Origin of the sequence: Microbacterium sp. 22179, assembly GCF_052045715.1 — a bacterium.
GTDB classification, from domain to species: domain Bacteria; phylum Actinomycetota; class Actinomycetes; order Actinomycetales; family Microbacteriaceae; genus Microbacterium; species Microbacterium galbinum.
The window spans coordinates 364143-379852 of sequence record NZ_JBQEPJ010000004.1 but is presented as its reverse complement, the minus strand read 5'-3'; the positions used below and the strand labels follow the sequence as shown (position 1 = coordinate 379852).

The window sequence follows — 15710 nt, the reverse complement described above, 5'->3', positions numbered from 1 at the left end:
CCGGTTCCTGAGCGAGCGGAGCGAGACGAAGGGCCACCACAAGACTCTCTGAAAGGCCCCTCATGTCGTCCACCCGCACCACCGTCCGCACCGCGGGCGTCGCCGTCCGCGCGATGCTCGTCCTCACCCTCGTGCTCGGCGTCGGTTACACGCTCGTCGTCACCGGCATCGGCCAGCTGATCCTGCCCGCGCAGACGAACGGCTCACCCCTCGCCGACGACAAGGGGAGCGCGCTGATCGGCCAGTCCTTTACGGATGCCGACGGCGACGCCCTCCCCGAGTACTTCCAGTCCCGCCCCTCCGCTGCCGGTGACGGCTACGACGGCGCGGCCTCCAGCGGCAGCAACCTCGGCCCCGAGAACGCCGACCTGATCGCCGCGATCGAGGAGCGCACAGCCACCATCGCCGAGCGCGAGGGCGTCAGCCCCGCCGAGGTGCCGGCCGATGCGGTGACGGCATCCGGCTCGGGACTCGACCCGCACATCAGCGTCGCGTACGCCCTGTTGCAGGTGCCGCGCGTGGCGGCAGCGCGCGACCTCGACGAAGGCACGGTCCGCCAGCTCGTGGAGTCTAGGATTCAAGGGCGGGATCTGGGATTCCTCGGCGAAGAGCGCATCAACGTCGCCGAACTCAATCTCGCGCTCGATGAGCGGGAGGGCGAATGACACGAGAGCGGCGGGGCCGTCTCCGCGTTCTCCTCGGCGCGGCCCCCGGCGTCGGCAAGACCTTCGAGATGCTCGCCGAGGGGCGACGCCTGCTCGACGACGGCCGCGATGTCGTGATCGCGGTCGTCGAGACCCACGGCCGTGCCGCGACCCTCGCCCAGACGATCGGTCTGCCCGAGGTGCCGCGGCGCACCACCGAGCACCGGGGCATCGCGCTCACCGAGCTCGACGTCGACGCCGTGATCGCCCGCCGGCCCGAGATCGCCCTGGTCGACGAGCTCGCGCACACGAACGTTCCGGGTTCGCGGCATCCGAAACGCTGGCAGGACGTCGAGGCGATCCGGGATGCCGGGATCGACGTCGTCACGACCGTGAACGTGCAGCACATCGAGTCGCTCAACGCGGTGGTCGAGAAGATCACCGGCATCGCGCAGCAGGAGACGATCCCGGATGCCGTGGTGCGGGCCGCGGACGAGATCGAGGTCGTCGACCTGGCCCCGCAGACCCTCCGCGACCGCCTCTCGGCGGGTCTGGTGTACCCGGCCGAGCGCATCGACGCCGCTCTCTCGAACTACTTCCGGCTGGGCAACCTCACGGCGCTGCGCGAACTGGCCCTGCTGTGGCTCGCCGACGAGGTCGACAGCGCCCTGCGCAGCTACCGCGCCGAGCAGGGCATCGAGGGCACCTGGCAGGCGCGCGAGCGCGTGGTCGTGGCGTTGACCGGGGGCCCGGAGGGCGAGACCCTGCTGCGTCGCGGTGCCCGCATCGCCGCGCGTTCGGCGGGCGGCGAACTGCTCGCGGTGCACATCTCCACGCAGGACGGCCTGCGCGACGAGACCCCCGGCGCCCTCGCGGCGCAGCGCACGCTGGTCGAATCGCTCGGCGGCAGCTTCCACCAGATCATCGGCGACGACATCCCCGGCGCCCTCGTCGAATTCGCGCAGGGAGCGGATGCGACGCAGCTCGTCATCGGCGTGAGCCGGCGCGGACGGCTGATGGCGGCACTGACCGGACCGGGCATCGGCTCCGAGGTCATCCGCCGCTCGGGCGACATCGACGTGCACATCGTCACGCACGCCGCCGCCGGTGGACGCATCGCCCTCCCCCGGATCACCGGCGGGGCACTCGGCTGGCGACGGCAACTGCTCGGCTTCGCGGTCGCGCTCGCCTTCGGGCCGCTGCTGTCGTGGATCATGTTCGCATTCCGCAGCCCCGAGTCGATCACCTCCGAGGTGCTCGCGTATCAACTGCTCGTGGTCGTGGTGGCCCTGATCGGCGGCATCCGTCCCGCCGTGTTCGCGGCCGTGCTGTCGGGCATCACCCTCGACTTCCTCTTCGTCGCGCCGCTGTTCACTATCACCGTCGCGCACCCCCTGCACGTGCTCGCCCTCGCGCTCTACGTCGTGATCGCGATCCTCGTGAGCATCATCGTCGACCAGGCCGCCCGCCGTGCCCGCACCGCCAAGCGAGCGACCGCCGAGGCCGAACTGCTCGCAGCCGTCGCCGGCAACGTGCTGCGCGGGGACAACGCCGTGCTGGCGCTCGTCAGCCGCACGCGCGAGGCGTTCGGGCTGAGCGGCGTGCGACTGCTCACGGCCGAGGGCGAGGTGCTGGCCAGCGACGGCGAGCCGCTCGCCGACGGTCGCACCACGACGCTCGAGGTCGGCGCGTCGCACGCCGTGCTCGAACTCAGCGGCGATGCGCTGGACGCCCCGGCCCGGCGCCTGCTCGACGCGATCGTGGCGCAGCTCTCGGCCGCGATCGAGCACACCGGGCTGCGCGAGACGGCGAAGGAGGCCGCCGCACTGGCCGAGACCGACCAGGTGCGCAGCGCCCTGCTCTCGGCGCTCAGCCACGATCTGCGCCGCCCGCTCGCCTCGGCGGTCGCGGCGATCGGCGGACTGCGCGGAGCCCACGACCTCTCGCCCGACGACCGTGCCGAGCTGCTCGCCACGGCCGACGAGAGTCTCGCGACCCTCTCGACCCTCGTCACCGACCTGCTCGACGTCAGCCGGGTCGAAGCGGGCGTGCTCGCGGTCTCGTCGACGCGCCTCGATGCCACCGGCCCCATCCTCGCCGCGGTCGACGAACTCGGTCTCGGGCCGGCCGACGTCGAGCTCGCCCTGGATCCGGCTCTCCCCGCCCTGCAGGCCGACCCGGTGCTGCTGCAGCGCGTGATCGTGAACGTGCTCGCGAACGCGCACCGCCACTCCCCCGCCGGAACCCGCGTGCTCGTGTCGACGAGCGCCCTGGGCGAGCGGGCCGAGATCCGCATCATCGACCGCGGCGAGGGCGTGCCGGTGGAGCGGCGCGACAGCATCTTCCAGCCGTTCCAGCGCTTCGGCGACACCGACAACACGACCGGCCTGGGTCTCGGACTCGCCCTGTCGCGCGGTTTCGCCGAGGGCATGGGCGGTAGCCTGACTCCCGAGGACACCCCCGGGGGCGGCCTCACGATGGTCATCTCACTGCCGCTGGCCGGCGCCGACACGGAGGACACGGAGTGAAGCTCCTCATCGCCGACGACGATCCGCAGATGGTGCGCGCGCTGCGCATCACGCTCGCCGCGCACGGATACGAGGTGGTCGTCGCGGCCGACGGTGCCGCCGCGGTCGCCGCCGCCGCCCAGACCCACCCCGACCTCATCATGCTCGACCTCGGCATGCCGCGGCTCGACGGCATCGAGGTGATCCAGGCCCTGCGCGGCTGGACGAACGTTCCCATCATCGTCGTCTCGGGACGCACGGGCTCGGCCGACAAGGTCGAGGCGCTGGATGCCGGGGCCGACGACTTCGTCACCAAGCCGTTCCAGGTCGACGAGCTCCTCGCCCGCCTGCGGGCGCTATCACGGCGCGCGGTTCCGGCCGGCGGCGAGTCGACCGTGGCGTTCGGCGACGTGGTCGTCGACCTCGCGACCAAGACCGTCACGCGCGGCGGATCGCGCGTGCACCTCACCCCGACGGAGTGGCGGATGCTCGAGCATCTGTCGCGGCATCCGGGAGCCCTCGTCACCCGCCAGGACCTGCTGAAGGAGATCTGGGGCAGCGAGCAGGTCTCCGACTCCGGCTACCTGCGGCTGTACATGTCGCAGCTGCGCAAGAAGCTCGAGCAGGAGCCCAGCGCGCCCGTGCACCTGCTGACCGAGTCGGGGATGGGCTACCGCCTCGTCGTCTGAGCCGCGTTATCGCGGGGTGACGGTCACCTGAACCTCGTCGCCGATGTCCTTGCCGAGTGCCTTGCGAACCTTCGCGCTCAGCGAGACCATGTGACCGCCGGTTCCCGTGACCATCGCACCGACGTTCTCCAGGATGAGGTCGTCGACCACGGCATCGACCCTGACGGTCTTCCCCGTGCCGAAGAACTCGGCCGAATCCGGGATCTCGACGCAACTCCACGTCTCGCCCTTGACGTCGACGCCGATCGCCGTGGTGAATGTCTTCTTCTCGGTGGCCATGCGCACACGATACCGAAGTGATGTCTCAGCGAGCCGCCCGCCCCCGCACGACCCCGATCACGCCGGCGAGCACGAGCACGACGGCGACCACGAGGGCCGCGATGCCGGTCGGCACGCTCTCCGGGGCGTCGGTGAAGCGTCCGACGGCGAGCCAGACGAGGCCCCACGCCGTCGCGAGCGCCGGGGCGATGCGGCCGGTCACGAGTGCCGCCGCGACACCGATGACCGCCACCACCACGAGCACCGCGACGGCCCAGACGTCCGCCTGATCCGCCCAGTCCGCCGGGGCGATCTGGGTGAACCACGCCGCGGTGTTCGCCACCGTCGCGATCGTGACCCAGCCGAAGTGCAGGCCGTTGGCGCCGTCGGTGAGGATGCGGTCGGCGAGGTTCTTCGCGGGGAACCGCCCGAGGAGCACGATCACCCGGGCGAGCACCGCCACCAGCAGCGCGATCACGATCACCGTGAGCCACAGCGTCAGGAACCGCGCGGTCACCAACCAGAGACCGTTCAGCACCATCGAGGCGGCGATCCATCCGCCGACGGCCTGTTGCCGAGCATCCGCCCGTTGCGCGGGCAGCGCCTGCCACACCGTGTACGAGAGCAGACCGATGTAGATCAGCGACCAGATCGAGAACGCGGGGCCGGCGGGCGCGAGGTACGACCCCTGCGCCGAGAGCGCGCCGTCCTGCAGATCGTCGACGGATGCTCCGCCGAACGCTCCGGCGCCGACGGCGGCCGCGATGAGCATGAAGGATGCCGCGGCGATGATCAGGCTCTGTCGGGCGATGCCCTTCGTCTGTGACTCCATGCCCCGGACGATACCGAGGGGTCGGCGCCGCCGCAGGGGCCTTGACTCTCGCCTGGCAATTGTCTAGCCTGGCTAGCGAATTGGGCCGGCCGCGCTGAGCTTCGAGAATCGGCCGAGTCAGGCCGCAACCGCCGCGTCGATCAGCACCTCGGCGGCACCCCGCGCCTGAGCCGCGACCGCCGCGTCGCCCGAGATGGCCGCCGTGCTCTGCGCACCCTCGGCGAGGATCGACAGCTGCGCGGCCAGCAGGGGCGAGGCACCCGTGCTCGCGACCAGGCCCGACATGTACTCCTGGAACGAGGCCTTGTGCGAGCGCACGATCTCGGCGACCTCGGGACTCGTGCCGCCGAGCTCGCCGAACGCGTTGATGAACGCGCAGCCGCGGAAGTCATCGGTGCAGAACCAGTCCTCGAGGTACCCGTAGACGGCGAGCAGGCGGGCGCGGGGGTCGCCCCCGGCATCCGTCACGGCGGCCGTCAGGCCAGACTCCCACTCGCCGTGCTTGCGCTCGAGCACCGCCGCGACGATGTCGTTCTTCGCGGGGAAGAGACCGTAGAGGCGGCGCAGCGACACGCCGGCGGACTGGCGCAGCTCGTCCATGCCGACGGCCGCGTATCCCTTGCGGTAGTAGAGCTCCTCGGCGGCGGAGAGGATGCGTTCGCGTGCCTCGTCTTCGGTCATGCGAGAAGTCTACTTGACATGAGAACGATCGTTCTCTAGATTGATCACATCAGCGAGAACGATCGTTCTCACCGAACCGAAAGGATCAGGATCATGGGTTACATCACCGTCGGGAACGAGAACAGCACCCCGATCGAGCTCTACTACGAAGACCAGGGTTCGGGTCAGCCCGTCGTCCTGATCCACGGCTACCCGCTCGACGGCCACAGCTGGGAGCGCCAGACCCGCGAACTCCTCGCCCAGGGCTACCGCGTCATCACGTACGACCGCCGCGGCTTCGGCGGATCGTCGAAGGTCAACGTCGGCTACGACTACGACACGTTCGCCGCCGACCTCAACACCGTGCTCGAGACCCTCGACCTGCGCGACGTCGTGCTCGTCGGCTTCTCGATGGGCACCGGAGAGCTCGCCCGCTACGTCAGCCGCTACGGCTCCGACCGCGTCGCGAAGCTCGCCTTCCTCGCCTCGCTCGAGCCCTTCCTCGTGCAGCGCGACGACAACCCCGAGGGTGTGCCGCAGGACGTCTTCGACGGCATCGAGGCCGCTGCCAAGGGTGACCGCTTCGCCTGGTTCACGCAGTTCTACAACGACTTCTACAACCTCGACGAGAACCTCGGATCGCGCATCAGCCAGGAGGCCGTCACCGGTAGCTGGAACGTCGCGATCGGCAGCGCCCCCGTCGCCGCCTACGCCGTCGTCTTGTCGTGGATCGAGGACTTCCGCGCCGACGTCGAGGCCGTGGCCGCCGCCGCGAAGCCCACGCTGATCCTGCACGGCACGAAGGACAACATCCTCCCGATCGACGCCACCGCCCGCCGCTTCCACCAGGCGGTTCCCGCGGCCGAGTACGTCGAGGTCGAGGGTGCCCCGCACGGCCTCCTCTGGACCCACGCCGACGAGGTCAACGCGGCGCTGAAGGACTTCCTCGCGAAGTAACCCCGCCGCACGGCATCCGTCCGGCGCAGCGAAAGTCCCGCCACCCATCCGGGTGGCGGGACTTCTGCATCGATCGGTGCGAAACGTCGGTTCTGGGCCGCCATTTCCGACATTTCGCACCGGTCGGCGCGCTTTCGAGGCGGGGAGGCGGGGCGGCCTCGCGAACTCAGCCGCGCATGGCGACGCCGCGGCGCCAGTAGCCCATGAACGCCACCTGGCCGCGGTCGATGCCGAGATCCTTGACGAGGTGACGGCGGAGGGTCGTGACCACACCGCTCTCGCCGGCGATCCAGAAGTACCGATCGCCGGGGGCGTCGGATGCCGCGATCTCCTCGCCGAGCCCCGAGTACGCCGGCGTCTCCCACAACAGGTCGTCGCTCTCGATGTCCTTCACCGCGATCTCGTCCGAGGCATCCGCGTCTCCGAGGTGCGCGAGCACCGCCGGGATGACCCGGAGCCCGTGGGCCTGGTCGGCATCGCGCGCCAGCCAGTGCACCTCGACCCCGGCGGGAGCGTCGATCGCGAGCTCGTCGGCCGCCGACGGTACCTCGATGAACGCCGTGCCGCGCAGGTCGCGCGGGGCGTCTTCGAGGATGCGCGCGATCGCGGGGGCCGCGGTCTCGTCGCCCACCAGCACGACCGAGGGCGCATCGCCGGGTCGGTACTCGGTGCCGCCGCCCGCGATCACGCCGCGACGCGGTCCGATGATGATGAGCTCCTGGCCAGCTTCGGCCGCGCTCGCCCAGCGCGATGCGGGACCGGTGAGGCCGGGCGCGAGGTGCAGCACGAAGTCGATGTCGACCTCGGTGTCGCCCGAGGCCGGATCGACCCGCAGGTCGCGGATCGAGTACGTGCGCATGGTTCCGCGCTCGTCTTCGGGCACGGCCAGGAACGACGCCCACCAGTCGGGGGTGTCGCGCTCCAGCGGGGGCAGGATGCCGGATGCCGGCGGGAAGATCAGCTTGATGCGGGCGTCGAACACCCCGCCCGGCGTGCCGAACTCGTCGAGGTCCGCGCCGCCGAAGGTCACCCGCACGAAGTTGGGCGAGACGCGTTCGACCCGGCGCACCTCGGCACGGGCGAGGATGTACGCCGGCTTCTCGGTGGTGGTGGTCTCAGCGGACATGGTGCCTCCCGATGGGTGTGACCATCGGCTTGCCGGAGACCGGGTCGATGGTGATCTGATTGGCGAGGCCGAAGACCTCTTCGACGAGCTCGGCGGTGACGACCTCGGCCGGGGCGCCGATCGCGTGCACGCGCCCCTCCTTCATCGCCACGAGCTCGTCGGCGTAGCGAGCGGCGAGGTTCAGGTCGTGCAGCACCATCACGATCGTGGTGCCGCGGGCGACGCTGAGGTCGGTGAGCAGGTCGAGCACCTCGACCTGGTGGGCGACATCGAGGAACGTGGTGGGCTCGTCGAGCAGCAGGATGTCGGTCTCCTGCGCGAGTGCCATCGCGATCCACACGCGCTGGCGCTGTCCGCCCGACAGTTCGTCGACGCTGCGGTCGGCGAGCTCGGTCACCCCGGTGGCGTCGAGCGCATCGGCGACGACCTCGTAGTCGTGGGCGCTCCAGCGGGCGAGCGTCTTCTGATGCGGATGCCGCCCGCGCCCGACGAGGTCGGCGACGGCGATCCCCTCGGGGGCGACCGGCGACTGCGGCAGCAGACCCAGGATGCGCGCGACCTCCTTGGTCGGTCGCGCGTGCACGGACTTGCCGTCGAGCACGATCTGGCCGGCGGCCGGCGAGAGCAGGCGCGCCAGCGAGCGCAGGAGCGTCGACTTGCCGCATCCGTTCGCCCCGACGATCGTCGTGATCTTGCCGGGCGCGACCGTGAGGTCGAGGCCGTCGATGATGGTTCGGTCACCGTAGGAGAGGGTGACCCCTTCGGCCGACAGGCTGTGCGAGACGGTCACAGCGATCCTCCCGAGCGGTTGGTGCGGATGAGCAGGTAGATCAGATACGGAGCGCCGAGCACGCCGGTGACGACGCCGACCGGGTAGCGGGTGCCGAGCAGGAACTGGGCGATCAGGTCGCTGCCGAGCACGAGCACGGCGCCGACGAAGGCGCTGGGCAGCAGCAGGTTCGCGCCGGGGCCGGTGATGCGTGCAGCGATCGGACCGGCCATGAACGCGACGAAGGCGATCGGCCCCGTCGCGGCGGTGGCGAAGGCGAGCAGGGTGACGGCTCCGAGGATGAACAGCAGGCGGGTGACGTTCACGCGGATGCCGAGGCCGGACGCCGAGTCGTCACCGAGCTGCAGGGCGCCCAGCGCCCGCCCCTGCGACAGCATCAGCGGAACGATCACGGCCGCGGCGATCGCCATCGGCAGCACCCGCTCCCACGAGGCGTTGTTGAGGCTGCCGGTGAGCCACTGCATCGCGGTCTGGATGTCCCAGTTCGCGGCGCGCGACAGCATGTACGAGATGAGGCTCTGCAGCATGGCCGCGACGCCGATGCCGATCAGGATGAGCCGGGTGCCCGCGAAGCCGCCCTTGATCGAGAGCAGGTAGATCACGAGCGCGGTGAGCACGGCTCCCGCCAGCGCGAAGACCGAGACGACCGGGCCGTTGAGCGACAGCACGATGATGCCGAACACGGCCGCCGCGCCCGCCCCCGCCGAGATGCCGATGACGTCGGGCGAGGCGAGCGGGTTGCGCAGCAGGGTCTGGAAGCTCACGCCGGCGATGCCGAATCCGAAACCGGTGAGGATCGCGAGCACCGCGCGCGGCAGACGCAGGTCGCCGACCGTGAACGAGGCCCCGGGCACGGTCTCGCCGAGGATCACGCGGATGACCTCGTCGGGCGTGTAGAACGTGTTGCCGACCATGAGCGCGACGGCGAACAGCGCGAAGACGAGGATGCCGAGCACGATCGTCGCGCTGGCGTGGCGGCGGTGGCGCGCACGGCGCCCCGCGACGATGGCGGCGACGCGGGCGGATGCCGTCTGCTCCGGGCGGTCGAGCGTGTGTTCGGTGCCACCGGCGGGACCGGTGCTTCCCGAGGAGTTCGTGCGGTCGGTCGTGGTCACAGCTCACGCACCTTCTGACGGCGGACGATCCAGATGAAGAACGGGGCGCCGATGATCGCGGTGATGATGCCGACCTGGATCTCTTCGGACGACGGCGAGATCACACGGCCGACGATGTCGCTCGCGGTCAGCAGCGCGGCACCGGCGACCGCCGAGAACGGCAGCAGCCAGCGGTGGTCGGTGCCGATCAGCATGCGGCAGACGTGGGGGATGACGAGGCCGACGAATCCGATCGGTCCGGCGATGGCCGTGGCGGCACCGGCGAGGATGACCGCGCCCAGGGCCGACAGCATCCGGGTGCGGAAGACATGCTCGCCCAGCCCCTTGGCCATGTCGTCGCCCAGCGCGAGCGAGTTCATGCCACGCGAGCTGGCGAAGCAGATGAGAGCACCGACGAGGAGCACCGGGGCGGTGAGAGCGATGCGGGGCCACTCGGCGCCGCCGACGCCACCGACCTGCCACGACTGGAACGTCTGCAGCAGATCGACGCGGGGCAGCATGATGGCGCTGATGAGCGAGGCGAACGCGGCCGAGGTGGCGGCGCCCGCCAGGGCGAGTTTGAGGGGGGTCGCACCGCCGCGGCCGAGCGACCCGACCGTGTAGACGAAGGTCGCCGCGGCAGCGGCACCGACGATCGCGAAGGCCATCTGCCCGTAGGGGTTGGCCAGTCCGAAGAAGGCGATGCCGATCACGACGGCGAGCGATGCGCCGTTCGAGACGCCCAGGATGCCGGGGTCGGCGATCGGGTTGCGGGTGACGGCCTGCATGGTGGCACCCGAGAGAGCGAGCGCGGCGCCGACGAGCAGAGCGAGCACCGTGCGCGGGATGCGCTTGACGATGGCCGCCTGCTCGATCGTGTCGCTGTGGCCGCTGAACGCCGCGACGATGTCGTCGAACGACACGGCGCGCACGCCGAACGACACCGACAGGATGCTGAGGACCAGCAGGAGTGCGACTCCGGCGAGAAGCCAGAGCGTGCGCACCAGCACCGGGCGCCGCAGGTCTGCGGCGCCCGGTGCGATGGTGGTGGTGGCGGTCACTGAGGTGTCACTCCGCGCGAGCGGACTGATCGATTACTGAGCGAGCGGCGCGGCCAGCAGGGCGAGGTAGTCGCTGAGACCCCACGGGATCGACAGCGGCGACGGGTTGGCGGATGCCGCGATCGGGGTGGCGTCGGGGAGGATCGCGATGCGTCCCTCGGCGATGGCCGGGATCTTCGACAGCAGCGGGTCGGCCTGCAGGGTCGCGATGAGCGACTCGTCACCGTAGGTCGCGATCACGTCGACGTCGTCGAACTTCGCGGCATCCTCGGCGCTCACCGAGAGGTAGAACTCCTTGCTGTCGGCGGACTCCTCGACGATCGACGGGAACGGCATGCCGAGGTCGTCGTGCAGGTAGCCGGGGCGCGTGTCGACGGCCGTGTAGTACCCGATCTGGCTCAGGTCGGTCGGGTCGAAGAAGGCGAAGAGCACCTTCTTGTCCTTGAGGACGCTGTTCTCCTCGAGCGCTGCATCGGCGTCGGCGTGGAGGTCGTCGATGAGGGCCTGACCCTCCTCCTCGAGGCCGAGGGCCTTCGAGTTCATCTCGATCATCTCGTCGACCGGGGTGCCCCAGGCGATCTCGGGGTAGGCGACGACCGGAGCGATCTTGGAGAGGGTGTCGTACTCCTCCTGAGTCAGGCCGGAGTACGAGGCGAGGATCACGTCGGGGTTCGTGTCGGCGACGGCCTCGTAGTCGATGCCGTCGGCCTCGTCGAAGAGCACCGGCTCTTCGCCGCCGAGCTCGTCGAGCTTCTCCTCGACCCAGGGCAGGATGCCGTTGTCGTCGTCGTCGCCCCAGCTGGCCTTGCTGAAACCGACCGGCACGATGCCGAGCGCCAGCGGCACCTCGTGGTTCGCCCAGGCGACCGTCGCCACGCGCTCGGGCTTGGACTCGATCGTGGTCTCGCCGTAGACGTGCTCGATCGTCACGGGGAAGGCGTCGTCGGAGGCCGGGTTGGCGCCGGCATCCGAACCGCTCTCGGAGGCGGACGTCGCGCAGGCCGTGAGGCTCAGCGCGAGTGCCGCGGCGGCACCGACGGCGAGGAGACGAGAAGTGCGCACAGCAGATCCCTTCGGGTTGAGGAGGGGTGAGGCGCAGAGTCGCGCCGGTTTGGTAAGGCTGACCTAATGTAACCCGAAGTAAGGCGAACCTCAATTCGGATGGCCGCATCGTTACCCGTATTCCAGTGGTCCCCGAGCTGGTTCCTGAGCGAGCGGAGCTTGATCCGGTTCCTGAGCGAGCGGAGCGAGACGAAGGGCCTCACCCCGGAAACGAAGAAGCCGGCCGGCTCCCGAAGGAGCCGACCGGCCTCATACGATCACGAGGGATCAGAGGGGGCGAATGTTCGCAGCCTGCATGCCCTTGGGGCCGCGCTCAGCGTCGAATTCGACCTTCTGGTTCTCGCGCAGCTCCTTGAAGCCGCTTCCGGTGATCGCCGAGTAGTGGGCGAACAGGTCGTCGGTGCCGTCATCGGGAGCGATGAAGCCGAAGCCCTTTTCCGCGTTGAACCATTTCACAGTGCCAGTGGCCATGTGTTTTCTTCTTTCTTTTTTGATGTGGCCGCTGTTGTACACGGCCGCAGCACCGCACCGGAGCATCCGATGGGTACAGGGTGACGCTCTCCGGCGAGGAGGCGTGAGTTGAAGGTTTTTCGGAATCCGTGCCGAACCGATCGGCGCAGAAGTCGGATCCGTGTAGAGGGCCGCACACGTCTCGTGGAGATTCGCGGGCCGGTGATGAACGATCCCCCGGAAGGAGGAGCAAGGTCACCGTATCACGCCCGGTCGGGAGTTCACCTGGGCGGGCAGGCGCGCACCCGCCGCGATGGCCGCCTCGGTACGGGTGCTGACGCCGAGCTTGCGCAGCACGGCCGAAACGTGAACGCTCACCGTCTTGACGCTGATGAAGAGCTGCTCGCCGATCTGGCGGTTGCTCAGCCCCTCGGCCAGGAGGTCGAGCACCTGCCGTTCGCGGGCGGTGAGCGCGTCGGGATCGGGAGCGGATGCCGTCGCCGCGCTGTCACCGCGTACCGGATCGAGCGAGAGCCCCGCCGCGTGCGCGAAGGTCGTGACCGTGGTCGTGAGGCGGGCGTGGCCGAGGGTCCGCGCGATCGTCGCGGCTTCGGCCAGCAGCGTCCCCGCCGCCGTGCGGTCGCCCGTGCGCAGCAGCAGTCGCGCTCGCTCGAGCCGGGTGATCACGCGGAACACGACGGGCACGTCGTCTCCCTCGGCCACGTCGATCGCTCGCTGCAACGCGGGGTCGGACGGCGACAGCAGCGCTTCGACGATCGGCGACCACGAGTCTGCGAGCAGCTGAGCGGGCTGCGCCGCCCAGGCATCCGCCACCCGTTCCGACACCGCAGCGGTGTCGTCGCCCTCGGCGCGCAGCTCGGCGATGATCGCCGCCGCCTGCAGCAGCAGCCGCCTCTGGTGCAGCAGTACGGGGCCGTCGTCGTCGAGCATCACGACGATCTCGGCGAGCGCACCGCGCAGGTCGCCCGCGCTCTCGGCCACGGCGACGGTCATCGTGATGAGGTCGTACCAGATCTGCCGCTCGGTCTGCCCGGTCTCGACGAAGGCCGGGCGCCACTCGCGCAGCATGTCGGCGGCCTCGGTCGACCGCCCGCGCCAGGCGAGGGCCCGAACCCGCGTCATGCTCGAGTACATGCGGAAGACCCGCAGCGCTCCCTGTCGGTGATCGCGCGACATCATCTCGTCGACCCGCTCGATCTCGCCGCGTTCGAACAGCGCGACCGACATGTTCTGCATCATGATCGACCCCGAGCTGCGACCGACACCGAGCGATCGCGCGAGGGCGAGGCCTTCTTCGGCGATGAGCACCGCCTCGCCGTAGCGACCGAGCAGGGTGAGGGCGTCGGAGTAGTTGACGCGGTAGCGCAGGTCGGCGTTGGAGCTGCGGGCGAGGTCGCGCGCGCGGTCGAACTCCGTGATGCCGCCCGTGATGTCACCGAGGTGTGCGAGTGAGACACCGTGCACGTTCGCCGCGATCGACATCTGATCGCGGTCGCCCGCACGGCTCGCGATCCGCTCGGCCTCGTCGGCGACGCGGAGCGCATCGTGCAGTCGCCCGGCGACCATGTAGCGGCTGGCGAGCTGGTTGAGAACAGTGGCGTGCAGCGCGTCGTCGCCGACCCGCGCCGCGAGGTCGAGTGCCTGCTCGGTGAGCGGGATCGCCCCGGGACGGCCGAGGTTGGCGAGGTACTGGGCCTTGTCGCGCAGCAGACGGGCATGGAGCCGCGGCGCGACGGTCTCGGGGTCGATCTCGTCGAGTGCGGAGCTGATCACGGCGAGTGCGCGTTCGCCGTCACCGGCGTTGCGGAGCACCGATCCGAGCGTCTGCAACAGGTCGACGTGGGAGAGCCCGGCGACGGTCGCGGCGTCGGGCACGCTCGGCCAGATCTCGAGCGCGAGCTCGCCGAAGCGCGCGGCGGCCGCGAACGCGAAGCGCCCCTTCGCATCGCGCATCGCGTCGATCGAGGCGATGAGCGCCCGCGGTTCGTCCTGCGCGAGATGCCAGTGATGTGCGAGCGAGGCGGTGTCGACACCGTCGGTTCCGTCGCGCTGGGCCTCGAGCGCCTCGGCGTAGGCGCGGTGCAGCCGAGACCGCTCGCCGGGCAGGAGGTCGTCGTGCACGGCCTCGCGCAGCAGCGCATGCCGGAACCGGTAGAGGTCGGAATCGATCACCAGGATGCCGCCGCGCGCCGCCTCACGGATCGCCTCGTCGAGCCGATCCTCGGGCAGCCCCGCCAGCGTCGACAGCAGTGGGTGCGAGAGAGGGCGCTCGGCTCCCGAGGCGACCTGCACCACCCGCTGCGCGTCGTCGCCGAGGCGATCGAAGCGGGTGAGGAGCACGTCGCGCAGACCGTCGGGCAGCGGACCCGTCGTGCAGTCGGCGATCTCCTCGACGAAGAACGGCACTCCCTCGGCGCGCTCCTGCATGCGGGCGAGAGCGCCGTCGGAGACCGAGCGGCCGGTGAGCTGCTCGGCCAGGGCGCGCACGGCGTCGCCGTCGAGCCGCGGCAGAGTCACCCGTTCGATCAGGCGGGACCGCGTCGCCTCGACGATGAACCGGCTCACGGCATCGCCCCGGCGCACGTCGTCGCTGCGGCAGCTGAGCAGCAGGAGCACCCGCCCCCGCGCGAGGGTGCGCAGCAGGAAGGAGAGGAGCGCGAGCGTCGACTCGTCGGCCCAGTGCAGGTCTTCGATCACGAGCACCTGCGGGGCCGCCTCGGCCGCGGTCTCGATGAGCGTGGCGATCGCGTCGCGCAGGCGGTCGGGGCTCGTGCGCGCCCGGTCGGCGGGCTCGTCGACGAGTTCGGGCAGCAGCATGCCGAGGGCCTCGGCACCGACGCCGACGGCCTCGCGCACGCGTTCGGCGCCCAGGTGCCCCACGATCGAGCGCAGGATCGCCGTGAGGGGCCCGTAGGCGGTGCGGGCCGCTCCGAGATCGAGGCACCAGCCCACGTGCACGTCGGCGCGCGTCGAGACCTCGGTCGCGAACTCGCGCAGCAGCCGCGACTTGCCGATACCGGCTTCGCCGTCGACCAGCACACCGACCGGGACGCCCTCGGCCGCACCCTCGAAGAGCCGGCGCACGAGGCCGATCTCGGCTTCGCGCCCGACCATCGCGGAACTCGGCGCGAAGGAGGACATGCCTTCATCGTGCCACTCCCCTCCGACATCCGCCGGGCTCGCCCGATCGCCGACGCCGGGCCGGTCTCGGCGCAGTGCGACGACCGGATTCACCGGGCCGCGACCGGCTCGCGCGGCACGCCGGTGGCGCGGCTGCGTGCGAGCGCGGCATCCGTCGTCGAGCCCTGCGGGGCGGGCACCCGACGCCGACCACGCACGACAGGAAGTGCGCTCGCCCGACGCCCCAGCATCCGCCCGATCACGCCCACCGGGCGCGGCACGATCTGCTCGGCGTGCTCGCGGATCGACCGGCGCCGTTCGATCGCCCGCTCCCGCTGCTGCTGCTCGAATGCGGTGACCACCTGGTGCGAATAGGTCTGCTCGTACATGACGCCTCCTCGTTATCGATATCCCTACACAACGCTCTGAGGCCCCCTCC

At 70.5% G+C, this 15710-nt stretch carries 15 protein-coding genes; 4 read left to right on the top strand and 11 right to left on the bottom strand.

Annotated features, from left to right (window positions below; genetic code table 11):
- Positions 1 to 62: 62 nt before the first annotated feature.
- Genes kdpC through ACTJKK_RS11765 form a run of 3 tightly spaced genes read left to right on the top strand, consistent with a single transcriptional unit; the run spans position 63 to position 3840 of the window.
- Positions 63 to 665 (top strand): potassium-transporting ATPase subunit KdpC, encoded by a 603-nt coding sequence (kdpC, locus tag ACTJKK_RS11775; RefSeq protein ID WP_440748123.1) that lies wholly within the window; start codon positions 63 to 65, stop codon positions 663 to 665.
- The gene (locus ACTJKK_RS11770; RefSeq protein WP_440748122.1) at positions 662 to 3172 is read left to right on the top strand and encodes an ATP-binding protein; all 2511 of its coding nucleotides are present in this window, start codon (positions 662 to 664) and stop codon (positions 3170 to 3172) included. Before kdpC ends, ACTJKK_RS11770 begins: the two co-directional genes overlap by 4 nt.
- On the top strand, positions 3169 to 3840 hold the full coding sequence (locus ACTJKK_RS11765; protein ID WP_282185384.1) for a response regulator: 672 nt from the start codon (positions 3169 to 3171) through the stop codon (positions 3838 to 3840). Before ACTJKK_RS11770 ends, ACTJKK_RS11765 begins: the two co-directional genes overlap by 4 nt.
- A gap of 6 nt (positions 3841 to 3846) precedes the next feature.
- Here the strand turns inward: ACTJKK_RS11765 and ACTJKK_RS11760 are convergent, their stop codons facing one another.
- From ACTJKK_RS11760 to ACTJKK_RS11750, 3 genes are all read right to left on the bottom strand, one after another.
- Entirely contained in the window at positions 3847 to 4119 is a 273-nt protein-coding gene (locus tag ACTJKK_RS11760) for a DUF1905 domain-containing protein (protein WP_247623723.1), read from the bottom strand.
- Between the two features lie 25 nt (positions 4120 to 4144).
- Positions 4145 to 4930, bottom strand: a complete 786-nt coding sequence (locus ACTJKK_RS11755; RefSeq protein WP_440748121.1) for a tryptophan-rich sensory protein — start codon at positions 4928 to 4930, stop codon at positions 4145 to 4147.
- A 117-nt stretch (positions 4931 to 5047) separates the two neighbouring features.
- Positions 5048 to 5611, bottom strand: coding sequence for a TetR/AcrR family transcriptional regulator (locus ACTJKK_RS11750; RefSeq protein ID WP_440748120.1), 564 nt, complete (start codon positions 5609 to 5611; stop codon positions 5048 to 5050).
- 93 nt (positions 5612 to 5704) lie between these two features.
- Between ACTJKK_RS11750 and ACTJKK_RS11745 the strand changes: the two genes are divergently transcribed.
- The gene (locus tag ACTJKK_RS11745) at positions 5705 to 6547 is read left to right on the top strand and encodes an alpha/beta fold hydrolase (RefSeq protein WP_440748119.1); all 843 of its coding nucleotides are present in this window, start codon (positions 5705 to 5707) and stop codon (positions 6545 to 6547) included.
- A 166-nt stretch (positions 6548 to 6713) separates the two neighbouring features.
- Here the strand turns inward: ACTJKK_RS11745 and ACTJKK_RS11740 are convergent, their stop codons facing one another.
- The 8 genes from ACTJKK_RS11740 to ACTJKK_RS11705 all read right to left on the bottom strand — a co-directional run bounded on the left by ACTJKK_RS11740 (position 6714) and on the right by ACTJKK_RS11705 (position 15660).
- Complete coding sequence (locus tag ACTJKK_RS11740) at positions 6714 to 7673, bottom strand: siderophore-interacting protein (RefSeq protein WP_440748118.1); 960 nt, start codon at positions 7671 to 7673, stop codon at positions 6714 to 6716.
- Entirely contained in the window at positions 7663 to 8463 is an 801-nt protein-coding gene (locus tag ACTJKK_RS11735) for an ABC transporter ATP-binding protein (protein WP_247623728.1), read from the bottom strand. The genes ACTJKK_RS11740 and ACTJKK_RS11735 overlap by 11 nt, the downstream gene beginning before the upstream one ends.
- The gene (locus ACTJKK_RS11730; protein WP_440748139.1) at positions 8460 to 9470 is read right to left on the bottom strand and encodes a FecCD family ABC transporter permease; all 1011 of its coding nucleotides are present in this window, start codon (positions 9468 to 9470) and stop codon (positions 8460 to 8462) included. The genes ACTJKK_RS11735 and ACTJKK_RS11730 overlap by 4 nt, the downstream gene beginning before the upstream one ends.
- A gap of 104 nt (positions 9471 to 9574) precedes the next feature.
- Positions 9575 to 10618: a FecCD family ABC transporter permease gene (locus ACTJKK_RS11725; protein WP_247623730.1), complete on the bottom strand. Its 1044-nt coding sequence runs from the start codon at positions 10616 to 10618 to the stop codon at positions 9575 to 9577.
- Positions 10619 to 10651: 33 nt separating this feature from the next.
- The gene (locus ACTJKK_RS11720) at positions 10652 to 11680 is read right to left on the bottom strand and encodes an iron-siderophore ABC transporter substrate-binding protein (RefSeq protein WP_440748117.1); all 1029 of its coding nucleotides are present in this window, start codon (positions 11678 to 11680) and stop codon (positions 10652 to 10654) included.
- Positions 11681 to 11947: 267 nt separating this feature from the next.
- Positions 11948 to 12151, bottom strand: coding sequence for a cold-shock protein (locus ACTJKK_RS11715; protein ID WP_247623732.1), 204 nt, complete (start codon positions 12149 to 12151; stop codon positions 11948 to 11950).
- A gap of 234 nt (positions 12152 to 12385) precedes the next feature.
- Positions 12386 to 15292, bottom strand: a complete 2907-nt coding sequence (locus tag ACTJKK_RS11710; RefSeq protein ID WP_440748116.1) for a helix-turn-helix transcriptional regulator — start codon at positions 15290 to 15292, stop codon at positions 12386 to 12388.
- 89 nt (positions 15293 to 15381) lie between these two features.
- Positions 15382 to 15660, bottom strand: a complete 279-nt coding sequence (locus tag ACTJKK_RS11705; RefSeq protein ID WP_440748115.1) for a hypothetical protein — start codon at positions 15658 to 15660, stop codon at positions 15382 to 15384.
- Between the last annotated feature and the right edge of the window lie 50 nt (positions 15661 to 15710).

Excerpts from the sequence above, each read along its gene's own strand:
- ACTJKK_RS11755 (WP_440748121.1), bottom strand. The coding sequence starts at position 4,930 with ATGGAGTCACAGACGAAGGGCATCGCCCGACAGAGCCTGATCATCGCC.
- ACTJKK_RS11705 (WP_440748115.1), bottom strand. The coding sequence starts at position 15,660 with ATGTACGAGCAGACCTATTCGCACCAGGTGGTCACCGCATTCGAGCAG.
- kdpC (WP_440748123.1), top strand. The coding sequence starts at position 63 with ATGTCGTCCACCCGCACCACCGTCCGCACCGCGGGCGTCGCCGTCCGC.
- ACTJKK_RS11745 (WP_440748119.1), top strand. The coding sequence starts at position 5,705 with ATGGGTTACATCACCGTCGGGAACGAGAACAGCACCCCGATCGAGCTC.
- ACTJKK_RS11770 (WP_440748122.1), top strand. The coding sequence starts at position 662 with ATGACACGAGAGCGGCGGGGCCGTCTCCGCGTTCTCCTCGGCGCGGCC.
- ACTJKK_RS11760 (WP_247623723.1), bottom strand. The coding sequence starts at position 4,119 with ATGGCCACCGAGAAGAAGACATTCACCACGGCGATCGGCGTCGACGTC.
- ACTJKK_RS11740 (WP_440748118.1), bottom strand. The coding sequence starts at position 7,673 with ATGTCCGCTGAGACCACCACCACCGAGAAGCCGGCGTACATCCTCGCC.
- ACTJKK_RS11715 (WP_247623732.1), bottom strand. The coding sequence starts at position 12,151 with ATGGCCACTGGCACTGTGAAATGGTTCAACGCGGAAAAGGGCTTCGGC.
- ACTJKK_RS11710 (WP_440748116.1), bottom strand. The coding sequence starts at position 15,292 with ATGTCCTCCTTCGCGCCGAGTTCCGCGATGGTCGGGCGCGAAGCCGAG.
- ACTJKK_RS11750 (WP_440748120.1), bottom strand. The coding sequence starts at position 5,611 with ATGACCGAAGACGAGGCACGCGAACGCATCCTCTCCGCCGCCGAGGAG.